General features: G+C 70.7%; 16 protein-coding genes. 7 read left to right on the top strand and 9 right to left on the bottom strand.

Translation table 11 applies throughout. The features are described from left to right. Positions 1-97 precede the first annotated feature (97 nt). Positions 98-1,228 (top strand): PP2C family protein-serine/threonine phosphatase, encoded by a 1,131-nt coding sequence (locus ACIBD9_RS19595; protein ID WP_396719450.1) that lies wholly within the window; start codon positions 98-100, stop codon positions 1,226-1,228. Positions 1,229-1,235: 7 nt separating this feature from the next. Here ACIBD9_RS19595 and ACIBD9_RS19590 read toward each other — a convergent pair whose 3' ends face one another. The 8 genes from ACIBD9_RS19590 to ACIBD9_RS19555 all read right to left on the bottom strand — a co-directional run bounded on the left by ACIBD9_RS19590 (position 1,236) and on the right by ACIBD9_RS19555 (position 11,517). Next, complete coding sequence (locus ACIBD9_RS19590) at positions 1,236-2,717, bottom strand: sugar transferase (protein ID WP_396719448.1); 1,482 nt, start codon at positions 2,715-2,717, stop codon at positions 1,236-1,238. Between the two features lie 217 nt (positions 2,718-2,934). Next, on the bottom strand, positions 2,935-4,692 hold the full coding sequence (locus ACIBD9_RS19585) for a substrate-binding domain-containing protein (protein ID WP_387168452.1): 1,758 nt from the start codon (positions 4,690-4,692) through the stop codon (positions 2,935-2,937). A 157-nt stretch (positions 4,693-4,849) separates the two neighbouring features. Next, entirely contained in the window at positions 4,850-5,908 is a 1,059-nt protein-coding gene (locus ACIBD9_RS19580) for a lactonase family protein (RefSeq protein ID WP_396719446.1), read from the bottom strand. A 67-nt stretch (positions 5,909-5,975) separates the two neighbouring features. Continuing rightward, a complete protein-coding gene (locus tag ACIBD9_RS19575; RefSeq protein ID WP_396719444.1) occupies positions 5,976-6,578 on the bottom strand; it encodes a GTP-binding protein in 603 nt (200 codons plus the stop codon). Continuing rightward, a complete protein-coding gene (locus ACIBD9_RS19570; RefSeq protein ID WP_238660845.1) occupies positions 6,559-6,948 on the bottom strand; it encodes a DUF742 domain-containing protein in 390 nt (129 codons plus the stop codon). The genes ACIBD9_RS19575 and ACIBD9_RS19570 overlap by 20 nt, the downstream gene beginning before the upstream one ends. After that, entirely contained in the window at positions 6,938-7,360 is a 423-nt protein-coding gene (locus ACIBD9_RS19565) for a roadblock/LC7 domain-containing protein (protein ID WP_396719442.1), read from the bottom strand. The genes ACIBD9_RS19570 and ACIBD9_RS19565 overlap by 11 nt, the downstream gene beginning before the upstream one ends. Beyond that, positions 7,360-9,747: a nitrate- and nitrite sensing domain-containing protein gene (locus ACIBD9_RS19560; RefSeq protein ID WP_396719440.1), complete on the bottom strand. Its 2,388-nt coding sequence runs from the start codon at positions 9,745-9,747 to the stop codon at positions 7,360-7,362. The genes ACIBD9_RS19565 and ACIBD9_RS19560 overlap by 1 nt, the downstream gene beginning before the upstream one ends. A 282-nt stretch (positions 9,748-10,029) precedes the next feature. Further along, positions 10,030-11,517 carry a catalase gene (locus ACIBD9_RS19555; protein WP_396719438.1) on the bottom strand — a complete coding sequence of 496 codons (1,488 nt, stop codon included), beginning with the start codon at positions 11,515-11,517 and terminating at the stop codon, positions 10,030-10,032. A 137-nt stretch (positions 11,518-11,654) separates the two neighbouring features. Here ACIBD9_RS19555 and ACIBD9_RS19550 point away from each other — a divergent pair, with 137 nt between their 5' ends. The 5 genes from ACIBD9_RS19550 to ACIBD9_RS19530 all read left to right on the top strand — a co-directional run bounded on the left by ACIBD9_RS19550 (position 11,655) and on the right by ACIBD9_RS19530 (position 15,992). Further along, positions 11,655-12,248, top strand: a complete 594-nt coding sequence (locus ACIBD9_RS19550; protein ID WP_387168468.1) for a hypothetical protein — start codon at positions 11,655-11,657, stop codon at positions 12,246-12,248. Positions 12,249-12,259: 11 nt separating this feature from the next. Continuing rightward, a complete protein-coding gene (locus ACIBD9_RS19545) occupies positions 12,260-13,288 on the top strand; it encodes a hypothetical protein (protein ID WP_396719436.1) in 1,029 nt (342 codons plus the stop codon). A gap of 200 nt (positions 13,289-13,488) precedes the next feature. Beyond that, positions 13,489-15,147 carry a sodium:solute symporter family protein gene (locus tag ACIBD9_RS19540; protein WP_238661258.1) on the top strand — a complete coding sequence of 553 codons (1,659 nt, stop codon included), beginning with the start codon at positions 13,489-13,491 and terminating at the stop codon, positions 15,145-15,147. Positions 15,148-15,163: 16 nt separating this feature from the next. Further along, positions 15,164-15,472 carry a hypothetical protein gene (locus ACIBD9_RS19535; RefSeq protein ID WP_387168474.1) on the top strand — a complete coding sequence of 103 codons (309 nt, stop codon included), beginning with the start codon at positions 15,164-15,166 and terminating at the stop codon, positions 15,470-15,472. Between the two features lie 133 nt (positions 15,473-15,605). Further along, positions 15,606-15,992 (top strand): hypothetical protein, encoded by a 387-nt coding sequence (locus ACIBD9_RS19530; RefSeq protein WP_238661256.1) that lies wholly within the window; start codon positions 15,606-15,608, stop codon positions 15,990-15,992. Between the two features lie 123 nt (positions 15,993-16,115). Here the strand turns inward: ACIBD9_RS19530 and ACIBD9_RS19525 are convergent, their stop codons facing one another. Continuing rightward, a complete protein-coding gene (locus ACIBD9_RS19525) occupies positions 16,116-17,891 on the bottom strand; it encodes a glycoside hydrolase family 6 protein (protein ID WP_396719433.1) in 1,776 nt (591 codons plus the stop codon). A gap of 600 nt (positions 17,892-18,491) precedes the next feature. Here ACIBD9_RS19525 and ACIBD9_RS19520 point away from each other — a divergent pair. Next, positions 18,492-19,463 (top strand): hypothetical protein (locus ACIBD9_RS19520; protein WP_396719431.1); only part of this gene is annotated, 972 nt, incomplete at its 3' end.

Here is a 19,463-nt window from a genome sequence, read left to right as displayed (position 1 = left end):
ACTCGTCTCAGGGTCCGTCGGACGGTTCAGTTCGGCCATGGTGGCCCGAGAGTACTCCGAACCCACTGGTAGTCGAGCTTTCAGCGAAGGACTGACGATGAGCGAACCGGTCAATCGGGCACGACGCGCCCTGAACGAGACACCGGCCGACCGGCTCGTCGCTGGTATCGGGGAGGTGCTCGCCGGGTCGTACGGGATCACCGACGTCGAGCTCTATCAGGTCGACTACCGGCTCGCGGAGCTGCTGCCACTCACCGAGGGTGACTCGATCACCAGTCCCGGGCACCCGGCCTGGCGCGCCTTCGACCACCAGTCGCCGATACTGACCGACGGCACCGCCTGGTTCCCGGTCACCATGCGCGGCGAGCGTCGAGGGGTGCTGCGCCTGTCGCCCGTTGCGGACGACCGGGAGGTCGTCGCCGCGCTGGCCGAGATCGCCACCGCGCTCGCCCACGAGGTGGCAGCGGTCTCCGCCGGCACCGACGTCTATCGGGCGGCCCGGCGCACCCAGCGCCTCACCCTCGCCGCCGAGATGCAGTGGGACCTGCTCCCCGGCCGCAGCCGGATCCGTCCCTCGTTCAGCCTGGCCGGGCAGTTGGAGCCGGCGTACGCGGTGCGCGGCGACAGCTTCGACTGGTCCGACGACGGGGAACGGCTCTGGTTGTCCACCATCAACGGCACCGGTGAGGGTGTGGCCGCCTCCCTGCTCACGTCGCTGGCCACCCACGCGCTGCGCAACGCGCGTCGGGCCGGGCTGAGCCTGGCCGACCAGGCCGCGCTCGCCGATCAGGCCATCTACGACCTGTACCGGGGCGAGCAGCACCTCTCCGCGTTGCTGATGGAGCTGGACCTGCGCTCCGGAGTGATGACCGTGGTGGACGCCGGGTCGCCCCGACTGGTCCTGCTCCGCGACGGGGACGTCACCGAGCAGCCGCTGGAGGCGCAGTTCCCGCTGGGCATGTTCGAGGCGACCGACTACCACGAGCAGAAGTTCCCGCTGGAGCGCGGCGACCGGGTCTTCGTGGTCAGCGACGGGGTGGTGGAGGCCACCGGTCAGCACGTCCGCTACGGCGAGACGGCACTGGACCGGTTCCTGCGGCGGACCGGCCCGATGGCGCCCCTGGACGCCGTCCGGTCGCTGATCGGTGATCTGCGCGCGTTCGTGGCCGGTGACCTGGTCGACGACGCGGTGGTCGTCTGCCTGGACTGGACCGGCCCGCAACCGTGACCGGTGGTCAGTACGCTCCGCGGCCGTTCAGCACCGCACCGAAGGTCTTCCAGAGGATGGTGAGGTCGGCGGCGAGGGACCAGTTCTCCACGTAGTAGAGGTCGAGCCGGATGCCGTCCTCCCAGCTCAGGTCGGAGCGGCCACTGACCTGCCACAGGCCGGTCATGCCGGGCTTGACCAGCAGCCGCCGGGCCACGTCACCGTCGTAGCGGGCCACCTCCGAGGGCAGCGGCGGGCGGGGCCCGACCAGGCTCATCTGACCCAGCAGCACGTTGACCAGCTGCGGCAGCTCGTCCAGTGACCATTTGCGCAGCAGCCGGCCGACGCGGGTCACCCGCGGGTCGTGGCGCATCTTGAACATCAGGCCGTCGGTCTCGTTGCGCGCGGTCAACTCGGCGAGCAGCGCGTCCGCGTTCACCACCATGGTGCGGAACTTGAACACGCCGAACTCCTGCCCGCCCCGGCCGACGCGGACCTGTCGGAACAGCACCGGGCCCCGGCTGTCCAGTTTGATGGCCAGGGCGATGAACGCGATCAGCGGCAGCAGCACCGCCAGCGCCAGCGACGAGGCGGACCGGTCGACGAGACCCTTCACCAGCTTGCGGACCCCGCGGAACTCGGGCGCCTCGACGTGGATCAGCGGCAGGCCGGCGACCGGGCGGGTGTGGATCCGCGGGCCGGCGACGTCGGTCAGCGCGGGTGCCACGACCAGGTCGATGCCGGTCCCCTCCAGCTGCCAGCCGAGGCGGCGAAGCCGGGTCGCGGTCAGCTCACCGGAGGCGGTCACCGCGACCGTGTCCGCGCCGATCGCGGTGGCGGCCTCCGGGATGCCCCGGAACGACCCCACCACCGGCACGTCACCCAGCCGCTGCGCCACCGGCGCGAGCAGCGCGTCCGGGATGCAGGCGCCCACCACCTGATAGCCGGCGTACGGCTCGCGGCGCAGCGTGTGGACCAGCTCCAACACGTGGGCGGTGTCGCCGACCACCAGCACCTTGCGGGACCAGCCGGCGCCCAGCGAGCGGGCACGGTGCAGCCGCTTGCGGGCGGCGAACCGCGCCACCTCCAGCCCGACGGTGCCCACCGCGAAGGAGATGCCCAGGAAGCCCCGGGAGACGCCGACGTCGGCGATGTAACCGATGATGGCGATCGCCCCGGCCAGGCGCAGGCTGGCGGAGCTGACCCGCCGGTACTCGTCCGCCCCGTAGCCGATCACCCGGTCGTCGTAGCAGCCGAGCGCCTTGAGCGAGATCAGCCAGGCCAGCACCAACCCGGGGGCGACCAGCACGTACGGGATCTCCGAGCCGGTCGGCTCGTCGTCACCGAAACGGGCGACGTACCCGATCAGCAAGGCGATGATGAGGATGGTGGTGTCCAGTACCACCAGGACCCGGACGTAGGACCGTTCGTCGGCGCGTGCCACCAGCCCGGCGCGTCGACCGTTCGGCTCCGCCGACGTGGCGGGGGTCAAGAGTGTCGCCACGCTCACCGGCCCTCCCACTCTGTACAGGATGGCCCCGGCCGACGGGTCGGACCGGAGGCGGACCGACCGTGCCGGAACAGTCGACATCCTGCCTTGACAACTATGACTGCCGATTACTTCCGACGTATTGCCGTCACTTTTCTTCAACAACCTGGCGGGCCGAAAAGGGGCCTGCCAGACCGAATCGACGGTACGGCAGGCCCCTGGACGTCTGAGCGTCGGATCAGCGCGGTGCGGGCGGACGCCGTGCGATGGCGCTGAGGAAGATGCTGCCGATCTCGCTCGGGTCCTTGGTGACGAAGACGTCGCCACCGGTCACCTTGGTGATCGACTCCAGTTCTGCCTTGCTGACGCCCTCGCCGATACCGATCATGATGACCTGGACCGGCCGCTCCGGGTCGGCGAGCTGCTTGAGCTTGGCGAGCAGCTGCTGCTGGTTGAGCCCGTTGTCGTCCTCGTTCTTGCCGTCGGTGAACAGCACGATCGAGTTGACCCGGCCGGGCTGCCAGTTCTCCTGCACCGCCTGGTACGCGGCCAGCATCGTGTCGTAGAGGCCGGTGTCGCCGCTGGAGGGCTTGACGGTGGCGAGCGCGCCCTCCAACTGGGCCCGCTGGCCGGAGAGCGGCCCGATGGGGACCAGTTCCCGGTAGTCCCGGTTGCCGACCAGTCTGGTGGAGAAGGTCCACAGACCGATCGACCAGGAGTCGTCGAAGAGGCCGAGGCCGCGGCGGGCCGCGTCGACGGTGACCTCCTCCCGGCTGCGGTTGTTGGCGCTCGGCACCTCGTCCTTCATCGAGCCGGAGACGTCGATGACGGCCAGCATCCGACCGGACTGGGTGGCGATCGACCAGCTGGAGACGACCCGCTGGATGGCGGCCGGGTCAAGGCCACCCGCCGCGGTGCCGCCGTTCGCCGGTGCGGTGGGCGCGCCACCGGCCGGGCTCGGCGCACCCTGCGGCGCCTTGAAGCCCTCGCCCCAGTTGCCGTCCGGAGCGCGCAGCGACTGTGCGGCGAGCCGGTTGCGGAAGGTGGGGCTGGTCAGCAGCTCGAACAGCACCCGGGCCGCCGACGCCTTGGTCGGCTCGATGCCGGGCAGCACCGCGTACGGATAGTCCAGCGGCATCGGCGCCGGCTCCATGTAGAGCGCGGCGAGCGGCACCGGCGGCTTCTTGCTGTTGTACGCCATGACGTCTTCTTCGGACAGGGCCGCCGCGCCGAGACCACTGGCGATGGACGTCGAGTCGTTGGCCGTCGGGAAGCGGGCCAGCAGGTCATTGCGGAGCGAGGAGCGCCCGGTGGCCAGTGCGCGGAGCGCGCCGACGGTGCTGCGCTGGGCGTCGCCGCCGGCGCCGTTGGCGGCCGCCGTCAGCGAGAGCAGACCGGACAGGCCCGCCGCGTCACGAGTCGGCTCGACAATCCCGGTGCGCAGCGGCGCGCTGGTGTTGTTGACCTGCTTGAGCAGGTCGGTCCAGTTGAACTTCTTGTCCGGCCAGCCCAGCCGCGTGGCGATCGGCTCGGGCATCGCGACGACGATCGGGCTACGCGCGATGGACGCGCCGTTGGTCGGAGCGAACGCGGTCGCGTCCTTCTTCAACCGCAGCAGCCAGGTCGAGGAGTCGGGCACCCAGACGTCCGGGCTGACGGCGGTGCCACTGGCCTGCCCCACACCCGCCAGCACAGCGCCGTGCTTGGCCGCCACCACCGCCGCCACGTCGACCGGGTCGGACGCGGAGACGTCGACGCGGATGCAGGTCGGGCCTACCGCGGCGCCGTCCTTGACCCACTGGGACGCGGCGGCGTCCACCGCCGGCGCGAGTTCGGAGGCGACCGCGACGGCGAGTCGGATCTCCCCCGAGCAACTGGGCTGGATCAACTCCCGATAGCCGAACCACGCGCCCGTCGTCACGACGAGCACCCCCGCCGTTGCGGCGGCGGCGGCTAGGTGGAGTTTCGAACGCATGCGATGGCGGCCTGCTGACACGGTGACCATCTTGCGTACTAGGTGCCGTCTCTGCCACATCCGTTCGGACTAAAGTTACGGAGGAGAAACAGTTGACCACCTTTTTGCAACACAGAGTGACGTAGCAGCCTCGTGGCGTTGCCGAATCAGTGCAACACTCGCGTCTCTAAACCATCGTTCAGGGCAAAACGCACGTCGGACTCGGCACCGGCACCGGCTCGCCGACCGCCTCCGGGACGCCGGTGTCGGCGTCACGCCGGAACACCCGCACCATGTCCGCCCGCTCGTCGGCGACGTAGAGGTGCTCGCCGATCAGGGCGAAGTGGCGAGGCCACTCGCCGCCGGTGTCCACTTCGGCCACCAGTTCGGGCAAGTCACCGGCCAGCGTGAAGACCGCCACCGTCCCCACCCCACGGTTGGCGACGTAGAGGAACCGGCCGTCCGGGGCGACCGCGACCTCCGACGGCTGGACGTGACCGGCCCGCTCACTCGCCTCGACCCGCCCGCGCTGGTGCAACGCGCCGTCGTCGGTCAGCTCGTACGCGGTGACCGAGGCGTCCAGCTCACCGACGAGGTAGCAGCGCCGTCCGTCCGGGTGCCGGGCCAGGTGCCGGGGGCCGGTGCCGGGCGTCGTACGGATCCGCGGCGCACGCGGCACCAGTCGTCCGGTGGCGTCGTCCAGGTCGTACCGGTAGACGGAGTCGGTGCCGAGATCCACGCCGAGGATCGGGCCGCGGCCCGCCCCCGGCGAGACCATGTGGGCGTGGGCGTGGTCCTGGCGATCCGGGTCGGGACCGTGCCCCTCGTGCACCACCAGATCGGTGCGCTCGCCGGGCACGCCCTTCGGGTCGAGCGGGAAGACCGCGATACTGCCGCTGCCGTAGTTGGCCGCCAGCAGGTGGTCGCCGCCGGGCAGCACCGCCAGGTGGCAGGGCTCGGCGCCGCCGGTGGACCGGCTGCCGAGCGGGTCCAACGCGCCGTCCGCCCCGACCTGCCAGGCGGTGATCTCCCCGTCCGTCAGCTCGTTGACCGCGTAGAGCACCGGCTCGGTGGGGTGCCGTGCCAGGAAGGAGGGGGACGGGGTGACCGCCACCGTGCCGAGCGGGGTCAGCGCCCCGGTCGTCGGGTCGCGGTGCGCGGCGACGATGCCGCTGCCCCGCCCGCCACTCTGCGCGGTGTAACCCCCGATGTGGACGACCTCAACCTGACCGCTCACGTCCCACTCCTCCGCCGGCATCCTTCGTCGATCCAACCAGAGGCTGCCCGCGTTGCCCGCCCGTTAACCGGCTTTCCGGATCCGGTTCTCAGGCCGCCGGCACCGGCTCGCCGCGCTGCCGGGCGACGTGCTCCACCAGAGAGATCAACACCATCTTCCCGGACTGCCGGTCCCGGGCGTCGCAGAGCACCATCGGCACGTCCGGGTCCAGGTCGAGCGCTCGGCGTACGGTCTCCAGATTGAACCGGCGGGCGTCGTCGAAGCAGTTCACGCCCACCACGAACGGGATGCCGCGCTGCTCGAAGTAGTCGATGGAGGGAAAGCAGTCGGCCAGCCGCCGGGTGTCGGCCAGCACCACCGCGCCGAGCGCGCCGAAGGCCAGCTCGTCCCAGAGGAACCAGAACCGGTCCTGACCCGGCGTGCCGAACAGGTAGACCTGAAGGTCGTCGTTGATGGTGATCCGGCCGAAGTCCATCGCCACGGTGGTGGTGGACTTGCCCTCCACGCCGGAGATGTCGTCGGTGCCGATCCCGGCGCCGGTCAACACCTCCTCGGTCTGCAACGGACGGACCTCGCTCAGCGCGCTCACCAAGGTCGTCTTGCCAGCCCCGAAGCCTCCCGCGATGAGGATCTTCAGTGCCAGCGGAATGGTGGTGCTGGTGTCCACCTGGTCATAGCGCACGGAGTCCACTGACCACCGCCTTGAGGATGTCGTCGTCGGGAAGGATGCCGGCGGCCGGCGGCTCGTGTACCGCGACCAGGCCCTCGGCGAGCAGATCACCGAGCAGTACCCGGACCACGCCGACCGCGAGGTCCAGCTCGGCTGCCAGTTCGGCCACCGACACCGGTCGGTGGGCCAACGCGACCAGCCGTCGATGCTCCGGCAGCAGGTGCGGTTGGCTCGCCGCGTCGACGTCCGAACCGGCCAACACGAACGCGACCAGGTTGAAATCGTCGACGGCGGAGCGTACCCGGCCTCCGGTGAGCGTGTACGGGCGCATCACCGGGCCGGCTTCGCCGTCCAGCCACTCGTGCTGCGGCCCGGGCGGCTCAGTCCGCATCTCCGGTACCCGGAGCCGATCGGGCCGGCGCGGCGAGGCTCTCCCCCACCCGGATCACCAGCATCGCCATCTCGTACGCGACCAGCCCGATGTCCGCGTCGGCGTCGCTCACCACGGCGAGGCAGGCACCCTGCCCGGCGGCGGTGACGAAGAGGTACGCCGCCTCCATCTCCACCACGGTCTGCCGGACCGGGCCGCCGTCCACGTGGCGGCTGGCGCCCCGGGCCAGGCTGGAGAAGCCGGCAGCGAGCGCACAGAGGTGTTCGGCGTCGGAGCGCTCCAACTCGGCCGAACAACCGAGCAGCAGGCCGTCGGCGGACAGCACCACCGCCTCGCGGGCGGCCGGTACCCGTTGCACCAGCTCGTCGAGCAACCAGTCGAGGCCGGCGCTCTGCTTCGTCGAATGCCGCACTAGGCGTCCCTCTCAGTCGCGGTCGGGGGTTCGGAGGTCGTCGGCGGGTCGGTGGGGGCCGCCGGAACCGCCGGACCGGTCGGCGCCGCCGTTGGCGCCACCGGGCCGGTCGGGTTGCTGGCGGTGGCGCGTCCGCGCGCCGTGCCGGCCTGTAGCGCCGCCATCACCTGGCGGACCTCCTCGGGCGAGCGGGGTGACGGCGTGTCGGTGACGGTCGACCGGGGCTGGGTGACCGGGGTACGACGTCGCACCCGGCGCGGCAGGCCATCCAGCTCGTCGGCCGGCTCGTCGGAGGTCGCCGACCCGTCGTCGCGCCCATTGGCGGGCGGGGTGGCCGGGGTCGGCGCTCCGGTGGGTGGGGCGGGCGGAGGCGTGCTGGCGGGCGGGGCGGTCGGCGGGCGGGTACGGGGGCGGGTCACGGTGCCCCGGCGCGCCGTCCGGGCCAGCCGCCGGCTCGGGTCGGCCGACGCGGCGCCGAGCGTGGCGGGGTCAGGGCCGGCCGGCGGTTCGGTGGTGACCAGGTCGCCGGGAACGAGCACCACGGCGGTCACGCCGCCCTCCCCGGAGGGGCGCAACCGCACCCGTACGCCGTGTCGGGCCGCCAGCCGCGCCACCACGAACAGGCCGAGTCGGGCGCTCTGCGCCGGGTCGAACTCGGGTGAGCTGGCCAGCCGGGTGTTGGCGGCCTCCAGCGCCGCGTCGGACATGCCCAGCCCCTGGTCGGTGATCTCCAGGGCGTACCCGTTGGCCACCTGCGCCCCGGTGACAGTGACCCGGGTGTCCGGTGGGGAGAAGGCGGTGGCGTTCTCGACCAGCTCGGCGAGGAGGTGGATGACGTCACCGACCGCCCGCCCCAGCACGCCGGCCGGTTGCACGGCGGTGACGTCCACCCGCTCGTACGCCTCGACCTCGGAGATCGCGCCGCGGATCAGGTCGACCATCGCGACCGGGTTTCGCCAACCGCGGCCGGGCGCGGAGCCGGCGAGGATGACCAGGTCCTCGGCGTGCCGGCGCAGTCGGGTGGCCAGGTGGTCGACCTGGAACAGCTCGGCCAGCTCGTCCGGGTCCTCACTACGCCGCTCCATCCGGTCCAGCAGGTGCAGCTGACGGTGCACCAGACTCTGGCTGCGTCGGGCGATGTTGAGGAAGACCTCGTTGAGCCCGCGACGCAGGGTGACCTCGTCCACCGCGGCCTGGACGGCGGTGCGTTGCACCTCGGTGAAGGCGCGCCCGACCTCGCCGATCTCGTCGTGGCCGTACTCCAGCGGCGGCGCCTCCCGGGCGACGTCGACCTGCTCGCCACGGCGCAGCCGGGTCACCACGTCGGGCAGCCGGTGCTCGGCCAGTTCCAGCGCGGCGGTGCGGACGCCGCTGAGCCGCCGGACCAGGGTGCGGCCGACCCGCAGCGCCACCAGCACCGAGACGACCACGGCGAGGAGCCCGAGCACACCGGCGGCGGCCAGCCGCACCAGGATGCGGACCGCCATCGGCACCGAGCGGTCGGTGAGAGCGTCGGCCTCGGACAGCTCGAAGGTCCGCAACTGCTGCTGCACCGCGTCCTGGCTGGCCTGCCAGGCCGCCGCGTCGACCGCCGGCCGGCCGGACCGGTTCGGTACGACAAGCGCGTCCTGCATCGCGCGCAGCCGGGTGAACGCCTCGCCCTCGGTCAACCGTTCGTAGGCGATCCGGCTGCTCTCGGGCAGGTCGGCCACGGCGCTCTCGGTGAGCCACCGTTGGTTGCCGATGGCCTGTACGAGTTGGGTGTGCTCCCCCTCGGCGAACCGCCCGGCGGTCAGCGCGCCGGCCAGCAGCGCGTCGCTCTGGCCGAGCAGTTCCCGGGAGCGACCCAGTGCGGTGAGCGCCAGTGCCTGCCGGTTGATGGCCGGGTCGGTCAGGGTCGCCATGCCGGCGAACGCCTGGAACGCCGCGGAGACCATGCCGCTGTACAGGCCGATCGCGCCGGCCCGGTCCACCTTGCGGTCGTCGATGAACTTCCGCCCGCTGGGTAGCGCCGCCAGGGCGCTGACCAGCTGGTCGACCCGGGTCTCCAGCAGGTCGTCCGCGGCGTCGCGCAGGGGTTCCCCGTCCACCCGGCGGCGCAGCTCGGCGACCGCCCGATCGGTGCGCCCGCGCTGCTCGGCGAGTGCGGGCAGCTCGGTGTTGCCGGCGAGCTGCACCGCCGAGAGCCGGCGTTCCCGTTGCAGTTCGGTGACCACTGTCTCGCCGGGACGACCCAGGTCGTACAGCAGGGTGCGGGCGGAGAGCAGGTTCAGGGCGGGACCGAAGGTCAGCGTGGTTGCGAAGATCCACAGTGCCAGGAGCGCGGTCACCGGTGCGACGACCAACGCGGTCAGCTTCGAGCGGATCGGCCAGTCGCGGGTTCTCATCAGACCTCGCCCGTACAGGGGTGGCAGGAGGGGCGCCGGCACCGCCGGGCAACGCGCCGGCCGGCTGCGTGCCCGGCCGTGTCACCGGGCACCGGCGCGGGCGCCTTGGGCAGGATACGTAATCGAGGGCCGTTGCACTACCGCCCGTCGCGCCGACATCGACGCTCCGGGATGTGCGCGGGATGGGAACGGCGAACGCCCCGTCGGCGGACCGGCGGGACGTTCGCGTGCGGCGGGGCCGTTGTCGCGGCTGCCGGCGGAGCCGGCGACGGACGGTGGGGATCAGGCGTGGTCGGCGATGCCGAGGCCTTCGGCGACCCGCCGACCGTAGGCGTCGTCGCACTGGCTGAAGTGCCAGACCATCTTCTGCTGGATGTCCTTGTCGCACTGACCCAACAGGTTGACCAGGTTCTTCACCAGGTCGTCGCGCTCCCACTGGGGCATGGTGCGGAAACGCTCGCCGGCCTGGGCGTAGTTGTTCTGCCGCTCGATCGGCGCCCGCATGACCTGACCCGAGACGAACGGCCGGTACTCCCGGTACGACTCGTCGGCCTGGTCGAGACCGGCCACCGAGGACGGCTCGAAGTTGATGTGCGGGTTACCGGCCCGGTTGTCCACCCCGTACGACATCTGGCCGCCGTCCTGGTTGGTGTTGACCTGGACGTCCTCGCGCGGCGCGTTGATCGGCAGCTGGAGGTAGTTCGGGCCGACCCGATAGCGCTGGGTGTCCGAGTAGGAGAACGTCCGTCCGACCAGCATCTTGTCGTCGGAGAAGTCCAGGCCGTCGACCAGTACGCCGGTGCCGAAGGCAATCTGCTCGTTCTCGTTGTGGACGTTGCCCACGTTGCGGTTGAGCGTCATCATGCCGACCGGGCGCAGCGGGAACGCGTCCTCCGGCCATGTCTTGGTGTCGTCCAGTGGGTCGAAGTCCAGCTCCGGGTGCTCGTCGTCGCTCATGATCTGGACGTGCAGCTCCCACCGGGGGCACTCGCCGCGCTCGATGGCCTCGTAGAGGTCCTTGGAGGCGTGGCCCAACTCGCCGGCCTGGATGGCCGAGGCCTGCTCCTCGGTCAGCGACTGGATGCCCTGCTGCGACTTCCAGTGGTACTTGACCAGCACACCCTCGCCCGCGGCGTTGACCATCCGGTAGGTGTTCACACCGAAGCCGTCCTGCGTCCGGTAGTTGGCCGGGATGCCGCGTGGACTGAACAGCCAGGTCAGCATGTGCATCGACTCGGGGGTGTTGGACATGAAGTCGAAGATCCGGTTCGGCTCCTGACGGAAGGTCACCGGGTCCGGCTTCAGCGAGTGGATGACGTCGGGGAACTTGATCGCGTCTCGGATGAAGAAGACCGGCAGGTTGTTGCCGACCAGGTCCCAGTTGCCGTCCTCGGTGCGGAACTTCACGGCGAAGCCACGCGGGTCGCGGGTGGCCTCCGAGGAGTCCCGGCCGCCGATGACCGTGGAGAAGCGCACGCTCACCGGCGTCTTCCTGCCCTTGACCTGGAACAGCTTGGCCCGGGTGTACGTCGCGGCCGGCGCGTCGCCAATGGTCCCGTACGCCTCGAACTCGCCGTGTGCGACGAAACCGCGCGCGTGCACCACCCGCTCCGGGATCCGCTCCCGGTCGAAATGGCTGATCTTCTCCAGGAAGTGGTAGTTCTCCAGCGTGGCGGGGCCGCGCGAGCCGACCGTCCGCTGCTGCTGGTTGTTGTGCACGGGGTGACCCTGCCGGGTGGTGAGGATCGGCTTGCTGGGCTGTGGGTGCATCACCCCACCCAAGCGTCTTTTCTGGAATGAGTCAAGTTTTGGCTGGCGGGCAGTTGCGGCCCCCGTCAGGAAAGTGTCTCGGATCGGGATTGGCGATCACTACGCAGAGGGAATACCAGGAGACGAAGGAGGAGCCCATGTCGCCCACGCAGGTAATCGTCATCGTGCTCGTCGTGCTGGTGATCGTCGCGGCTCTGGCCGTGGCCGCCCGCTCGCTCGGCCGCCGTCGCGCGCTGCGCAACCGGTTCGGGCCGGAGTACGACCGGGTGGTGGCGGAACAGGACAGCCGGTCCGCCGCCGAGCGCGAGCTGCGCGACCGGGAACGCCGGCATGCCGAGCTCACGCTCACCCCACTCAGCCCGGAGTCCCGGGCCCGGTACAGCGCCGCCTGGGAGGAACTCCAGGTCCGCTTCATCGACTCCCCCGGCGAGACCGTGGGCGACGCGGACGAACTGGTCACCCGCCTCATCGAGGAGCAGGGCTACCCGACCGGTGACTTCTCCGACCAGATCGCCCACCTCTCCGTCGAGCACGCCCGCACACTGACGAACTACCGGGACGCGCACGAGATCCACCTGCGCAACTCCCGGGGCGAGGCCAGCACCGAGGAGCTGCGGCAGGCGGTCGTGCACTACCGCGCACTCTTCGCCGACCTGCTGGGCGAGGAGCCGGTCGGCAACCGTACGCCCGAACAGCGCCACCACCCGGACCACGACGCCACGAGCCGCTGAGGAGGCCACCGATGCGCCAGGAAGAGCAGCAGGTGAGCAACGACCACCCGGAGGCCGTCCGGTCCGCGCCCGTGCCGGTACCCCCGGCCGGCGACCGGGCCGGCCGCTCCGACGTCCCTGAGGACGCCCTCGACGACCGGGGCACCTTCGACGACCAGACCGCCGCCCACGAGCGGACCGACGACACCGGCCGGGATCCCGCGTACGACCCGGCCGACGACGAGCTGACCGACGACTCCGACCCGCGTCACCGGCGCGACACCGACGAGGGCGGTTTCCACGAGCCGGGGCCGCTGCCGACGACGTTCGGCGCCACCACGGTGGCCGACGCGGTGGCCGCCTCCGCGCTGGCCAGCCCACACCCGCAGGATCAGCCGGACCCCCGGGCCGAGCGGACCGCCCAGCCGGGCGACGGCGCCGAGGACGGCGAGCGGGAGGGCCTGCGCGCCGACCCCACCGCCGAACTGCACCGCCGCGACACCGACGTCGACGACGACAGCGCGGACCTCGACCACAGCGCCGACCGCACCGACGCGGACACGTCCGCGCGCACCGTCGTCCCCATGGGGAGCACGGACGGCGACCCGGAGCGGCGCGGTGACCTGACCGGCGATCGGGACGCCGCCACGGCGGGCGCGGCCGGCTACGGCAGCGCGACGCCGGAGATGGTCGACCCGGACGCGGACGGCGAGCCGGTCCCCGGCGACGACACCAGCCCCACGCTGGAGTCCGCCGGAACATCCCGGCCCGCCGGGTCGACCGTCGCGGCCGAGCCGGCCACGCTCCTCGACACGGACACCGCGCAGGGCTTCCGGGACCGCTGGCGGGACGTGCAGCTGCGCTTCGTCGACGACCCGCAGGCGGCTGCCGGCGAGGCGCAGTCGCTGGTGGAGGAGGCCATCCAGGCCCTCTCCTCGGCGCTGGCCGCGCAGAAGAACACGCTGGGCGGGTGGCAGGACGCCGGCTCGGCCGACACCGAGCAACTGCGGATGGCGGTCCGCAACTACCGGGACTTCCTGGACCGCGTACTCGGTCGCTGAGTCACACCCGACCGACAACTGGACGCCCCGGCCGTGACGGCCGGGGCGCCCCTTTGCGTAACCATCATCGCCGGGCGTCCGAGACCGCCCGAGCGGGCCTGAACGCGGCGGTCTCGACCTCCGGGAGTGAAACCGCCCGGACGGGGTAATAGGGCGCGCGCGCACCAACCAGCGCGGACGTCGGGACGAGGGGTGGCGGGATGGACGGCGACGGTCTTCGGCTCAACATGAACGGCCTGGACTACCTGATTCTGGCGCTGTACTTCGTCACCGTCCTCGGGGTCGGCTTCGCCGCGCGTCGGGCGATCCGGACCAGCGTCGACTTCTTCCTCTCCGGCCGCTCCCTGCCGGCCTGGGTGACCGGTCTCGCCTTCGTCTCGGCGAACCTGGGCGCGCTGGAGATCATCGGAATGGCCGCGAACGGGGCCCAGTACGGCGTGATGACGGTCCATTACTACTGGATCGGCGCGGTCCCGGCGATGGTCTTCCTGGGCATCGTGATGATGCCCTTCTACTACGGCTCCAAGGTCCGCAGCGTGCCGGAGTACCTGCGGTTGCGGTTCAACCGCCCCACCCACCTGCTCAACGCGCTCAGCTTCGCCGTCGCCCAGGTGCTGATCGCCGGCGTGAACCTCTATGCGCTGGCCCTCGTCATGCAGGCGCTGCTCGGCTGGCCGCTCTGGACGGCGATCGTGGTCGGCGCGGCGATCGTGCTGGCGTACATCACCATCGGCGGCCTGTCCGGGGCGATCTACAACGAGGTGCTCCAGTTCTTCGTCATCCTCGCCGGCCTCATCCCGGTCACCGTGATCGGTCTGGTCAAGGTCGGCGGGTGGAACGGCCTGATGGACGCGGTCGGCGACACCAAGCTGGGCGAGGCGGGCCTGCACGCGTGGCAGGACACCGGCAGCACGGCCAACCCGCTGGGCGCGCACTGGATCGGCATCGTCTTCGGCCTCGGCTTCGTGCTGTCGTTCGGCTACTGGACGACGAACTTCGCCGAGGTGCAGCGGGCCCTCTCGGCCAAGAACATGAGCGCCGCCCGACGTACGCCGATCATCGCGGCGTACCCGAAGCTGTTCATCCCCCTGGTCACGGTCATCCCCGGCCTGGTGGCCCTGGTGACGGTGAAGGGCCTCGGCGCGGAGAGCGGCGACCTGCAGTACAACAACGCCATCCCGCTGCTGATGCGCGACCTGCTCCCCAACGGCGTGCTCGGGGTGGCGGTCACCGGCCTGCTCGCCTCGTTCATGGCCGGCATGGCGGCCAACGTGAGCGGCTTCAACACCGTCTTCACCTACGACATCTGGCAGGCGTACATCCGCCGGGACCGGTCGGACGAGTACTACCTGCGGGTCGGCCGGTGGGCGACGGTCGCCGCCGTGGTGATCGGGATCGGCACCGCGTTCATCGCGGCCGGGTTCAGCAACATCATGAACTACATCCAGGCACTCTTCTCCGTCTTCAACGCGCCGCTGTTCGCCACCTTCATCATCGGCATGTTCTGGAAGCGGATGAGCGCCCTGGCCGGCTTCTGGTCGCTGCTGCTGGGCACCCTGGTGTCGCTGAGCCTCTACCTGCTCTACAAGGGCGGTGTGGTCGACTTCAACTCCGACCTGGAGGAGAGCTTCTGGGGTGCCGGTCTGGCGTTCGTCACGGCGGTGGTGGTCGCCGCGATCGTCACCCCGCTCACCTCACCCAAGCGGGACGAGGAGTTGCGCGGGCTGGTGTACGGCATGGGCGGCGTCGACCTGAAGGGCGACGTGCTCGCCGGGGACGCCGTCTGGTACCGCTCCCCGGTGCTGCTCGGTCTGATCGCGGTCGCGCTGGCCGCCCTCTTCTACATCCCGGTCTTCTAAGGAAAGGGGTCGGCAGATGAGCAACGATGGCCAGCCGGCACAGGACCCGCTGATCGACGAGGCGCAGGCGGAGCAGCGGCGCTCAGCCGCGGCCCGGCTGTTCGACATCCGCCGGGTGATCGGTGGCCTCTTCGTCGCGTACGGGATCATCGTGACGCTGATCGGCATCTTCGACAGCCGGGCCGAGATCGACAAGGCCGAAGGCGTACGGATCAACCTGTGGGCCGGGCTGGCGATGCTCGTGTTCGGGCTGCTCATGCTGCTCTGGCAGTGGCTGCGCCCAGCGGAGGCGCCGGCCCCGAACGAGAAGCAACCCGACGCCTGACCGCCGGGCCGCCCGGCCCGACCGCACGACATGAGCACGGCCCGGCCCGACCGCCGGGCCGTGCGGCATGAGCGCGGCACGAAGGGGTACGTGGGGGAAATCAGGCACCGTGTCGGACACAGGAGGCAGCACCATGACCGATCGCGATCGCCAACCGCCGCTGGAGGACAGCCCCGAGGTGGCCTCGGCGGTGGACGATGACGCCACCGTGCCGCAGCTGCGCACCGGCGGTGGCCCCGACCGGGACACGCCAGGCTTCGCCGAACCCCGCAGCCGACCGGACGACCTCGCACCGGACACCGACGAGCTGATCGGCGACCCGTACGCCGCCGGCACCGGGGCGACCGGGACGGGCACCGGCGCTGGTGGGGACAACATCCGCACCGGGAGCGAGCAGCCCTGGGAGCCGGAGGACCTGGTGATGGCCCGCGGCCAGGACCTGACACCGGAGAACCTGGAGAAGGCCCGCCGCGACCTGGCCGAGCAGGGCCGGGCGGCGATCGAACGCACCGTGCCCTGAGTCGGGACGACAAGGGGGGTCCCCGACCCGACCTGTGACGGTCGGGCCGGGGACCCGGGGGGAACCTGCTGCCAACAGTGCCTCACCAACCACTGGCAGCGGGTTGGTGCGTGAGCTACCCGATCAGAGCGCCGGGTAGGCGTTGCGCATGAGCTCCTGGAACTGGGCGGAGAACCACGCACCGGAGATCGGCGCGTCCGGCAGCGCACCCGACGGGTTGTTGCCGTTCCGGGCGTTGCCGCCGTAGGTCGGGTCACACATCCGGTCGAAGCCCTTGCCCTCGTTGTTCGGGATCTCCTTGCTGGAGCCGTCCGACTCGCCCGGAGGCTTCACCCAGACGTAGGCGTCGATGCCCGTCGCCGGGTTGGCCCGCGGCCGCTCGCCGAGGCCGGCACCGGCCTGGTTGCACCAGTTGCCGAGGTGGGCCCGACGGTCGATGCGACCCCCGTTGACGTACGTGTCGACGCTGGTCGTGGCACCCGGCCCGGTGGGCCGCGCGGAGCCACCCCAACCGTTGCGGGACGTGTCGATCAGCATGCCGATGTTGGAGTTGAAGCCGACCGAGACCAGCTTGGTACGGAACGCCTGGGCGAAGGACAACTCGTCGACGTAGAAGTTCCAGTCGACCCACTTGGACTGCCGCACCGACTGGCCGTTCACGTTGTCGGTGACCTTGAAGTACGGCTCAGTCAGCGCCGAGTAGTTCGCGGTGTTGGTGATGAACCCGTGCACGTTGTTGACCGTGCTGCCGGAGGCGACCGCGGCGGTCTTCAGGATGTCGGCGGTCGGGCCGAAGTTGGAGTCCCAGCCGAGCCAGCCGTGGTGACCAGCGTCGATGTAGTTGTAGACGTTGCCGATCGCGCCGAGCTTGGCGAGGGCGTAGCCGACACCGTTGACGTACGCGCCGTTGGCCTTGACCGTGTCGCACATGGCCGTGCCGCCGGGCTGACCGGACGTGTTGGTGACCAGGTTCGGCAGCGAGTCGATCTCGATGACATTGATGATCCGCAGGCTGCTGTACTTCGACTCGCCCTGGATAGCGGCGATCGGGTCGATGTACTGGGCCTTGTACTTGGGCAGCTCGTCCGGGCCCAGCTCACCGTTGGAGGCGAGCGCGGAGCAGTCCCGGCCGGGCAGGTTGTAGATCACGAACTGGATGTAACCGGCGCCTTGGCGCAGCGCCTCGTCCAGGTGCTGCCGCACCCCGAAGGCACCGTTGGAGCTGCTGTCGGGCGTGCCGTTGATCGCGGCGATCCGGTCCAGCCAGACGGCGGTGGGGTTGTTGGAGACCCGGCTTCCGCCGGCCTCGGCGTCCGCCTTGGCCTTCCACTCAGGGTTCACGTAGCCGCGCACCCCGGCGTACGGGTTGTCGACCTTGGTGCCGGGCGGCGGCGTGGTGGGCGGCGGGTCGGTCGGCGGCGGCGTGGTGGGCGGCGGGTCGGTCGGCGGAGGCGTGGTCGGCGGGGTGGTGCCACCGTTGCAGACCACGCCGTTCAGGGTGAACGAGGTCGGCTTCGGGTTGCTGCCGCTCCACGCGCCGTTGAAGCCGATGCTCGTCGACGCGCCGGTGGCCAGGGTGCCGTTGTAGGACAGGCTCTGGGCGGTGACCTGGCTGCCGGACTGGGTGAACGTGGCCGACCAGCCCTGCTGCACGCGCTGGCCGGAGTTGGGGAAGGTCCAGCCCAGCGTCCAGCCGTTCAGCGGGTCGCCGACGTTCTTGATCGTGACGCTCGCGGTGAAACCGCCGGGCCACTCGTTGCTCGTGTACGCGATGTCGCACTGCGTCGCGGCCTGCGCCGCGGTAACCGGAATCGTTACGAGCCCACCGGCGACCAGGGCACCCGCGCCGGCGAGCGCGAGGGCCCGGCGTGGGCCGGTTAGCCTTCTCCACACATTCATGCCACTGATCTCCTTGGGCGAGACCGGGCCCGAGTACGGCCCGGCGGGACGGCCCGATGGGCGTCCTGCACGGACGGCCGTCGGCGCCAACGGGATTCTTGGGGGGCGCCCGACCCGGACGGGCGATGGTGGTGGTGGTGGTGCCCGGCCGATGCTTCGGCCGGTCGATCAGCGGCGGGATGTCGCCCGATGAACGGGTGCCCTCGACTCCCCTGCCTGCACGGTGTGGCTCTCTGAACCGCGTTCGCCGATTCTTGCATGGGAGCGCTTCCATGGCAATGGCTCGATGCCTTGCCCGAGCGTTTCGGACGATACCCCCGAGCGCGCCCGAGCGGCACGGGCCGCTCGGACCCGCCGCTACCGGATGACCGAGGCCGGCCGGGCACGGCGAGCGCGGAACGCCGTGCCGTACCCAGAAGGTCCTGGGCCGCGCGACACGACGCTCGGCGCGGCGAAAGCCGCGTAGCACCCCTTCACCGCTTACTTGGATCAAAGGTCAAAACGCGAATCTTTCACTTCATAAGTCATGAAACCGTCTAACGTCGGTCTTAGCTCGGTTGTCGCCGAGCTCAGGACAACAGGGATGGAGTGACGCAGGTCATGGCTAAGAAGATGCTCGGGAAGGTCGTTGCGGGCGCCGCGCTCGGCGGCGCGTCGCTCCTGGTGTTCGCACCGGGGATCGCGTTCGCCAACGGCCACGAAGACGGCAAGGTCTACGCCAAGCCGCACGTCGTCAAGGCCGGCGACGAGGTCAAGCTCCTCGAGATCTGCCCGGATCGGCAGGAGCACGCGTACGTGTGGTCCAAGGTCACCGGCAAGGTCAAGCTCAAGCCGGCGCACGAAGACCGGGGCGAGGACCGCGAGTGGCGCGAGGAGGAGAACTCCTCCGACCACGACAAGGGCAAGGACGAGCACGGCAAGGACGAGAACGGCAAGGACCACGAAGGCAAGGACGAGAACGGCAAGGACGACAAGGGCAAGGACCACGAAGGCAAGGACGAGAACGGCAAGGACGACAAGGGCAAGGACCACGAAGGCAAGGACGAGAACGGCAAGGACGACAAGGGCAAGGACGAGCACGGCAAGGGCGGCCAGGGTGGCGGCGCTGCCGCAGACGCCTACGGCGACGAGGACAGCAAGGACTGGAAGGGCGAGGAGCACGGCCAGGACGCCGAAGAAGGCCGTGACAAGAAGGACTGGGACTCCAAGGACGAGGACAAGAAGGACTGGGAGTCCAAGGACGAGCACGGCTCCGAGTACGGCTCGGACGAGCGCGGCGGCTACGGCAAGGACGAGCACGGCTCGGAATACGGCTCGGACAAGGGCTGGGAGTCCAAGGACGAGCACGGCTCCGAGTACGGCTCGGACGAGCGTGGCGGTTACGGCAAGGACGAGCGCGGCTCGGACGAGCGCGGCGGCTACGGCAAGGACGAGCACGGCTCCGAGTACGGCTCGGACAAGGGCTGGGAGTCCAAGGACGAGCACGGCTCCGAGTACGGCTCGGACGAGCGTGGCGGCTACGGCAAGGACGAGCGCAACTCGGACGAGCACGGCGGCTACGGCAAGGACTAC

It is taken from the genome of Micromonospora sp. NPDC050784, assembly GCF_044456765.1.
Classification (GTDB): Bacteria; Actinomycetota; Actinomycetes; order Mycobacteriales; family Micromonosporaceae; genus Micromonospora; species Micromonospora foliorum.
This window is presented reverse-complemented; position numbering and strand designations above follow the sequence as displayed.

What these genes read in the sequence shown, in the direction of transcription:
- ACIBD9_RS19560 (WP_396719440.1), bottom strand. Translation starts at nt 9,747, where the DNA reads ATGAGAACCCGCGACTGGCCGATCCGCTCGAAGCTGACCGCGTTGGTC.
- ACIBD9_RS19545 (WP_396719436.1), top strand. Translation starts at nt 12,260, where the DNA reads ATGCGCCAGGAAGAGCAGCAGGTGAGCAACGACCACCCGGAGGCCGTC.
- ACIBD9_RS19550 (WP_387168468.1), top strand. Translation starts at nt 11,655, where the DNA reads ATGTCGCCCACGCAGGTAATCGTCATCGTGCTCGTCGTGCTGGTGATC.
- ACIBD9_RS19540 (WP_238661258.1), top strand. Translation starts at nt 13,489, where the DNA reads ATGGACGGCGACGGTCTTCGGCTCAACATGAACGGCCTGGACTACCTG.
- ACIBD9_RS19555 (WP_396719438.1), bottom strand. Translation starts at nt 11,517, where the DNA reads ATGCACCCACAGCCCAGCAAGCCGATCCTCACCACCCGGCAGGGTCAC.
- ACIBD9_RS19525 (WP_396719433.1), bottom strand. Translation starts at nt 17,891, where the DNA reads ATGAATGTGTGGAGAAGGCTAACCGGCCCACGCCGGGCCCTCGCGCTC.
- ACIBD9_RS19580 (WP_396719446.1), bottom strand. Translation starts at nt 5,908, where the DNA reads ATGCCGGCGGAGGAGTGGGACGTGAGCGGTCAGGTTGAGGTCGTCCAC.
- ACIBD9_RS19595 (WP_396719450.1), top strand. Translation starts at nt 98, where the DNA reads ATGAGCGAACCGGTCAATCGGGCACGACGCGCCCTGAACGAGACACCG.
- ACIBD9_RS19570 (WP_238660845.1), bottom strand. Translation starts at nt 6,948, where the DNA reads ATGCGGACTGAGCCGCCCGGGCCGCAGCACGAGTGGCTGGACGGCGAA.
- ACIBD9_RS19535 (WP_387168474.1), top strand. Translation starts at nt 15,164, where the DNA reads ATGAGCAACGATGGCCAGCCGGCACAGGACCCGCTGATCGACGAGGCG.
- ACIBD9_RS19530 (WP_238661256.1), top strand. Translation starts at nt 15,606, where the DNA reads ATGACCGATCGCGATCGCCAACCGCCGCTGGAGGACAGCCCCGAGGTG.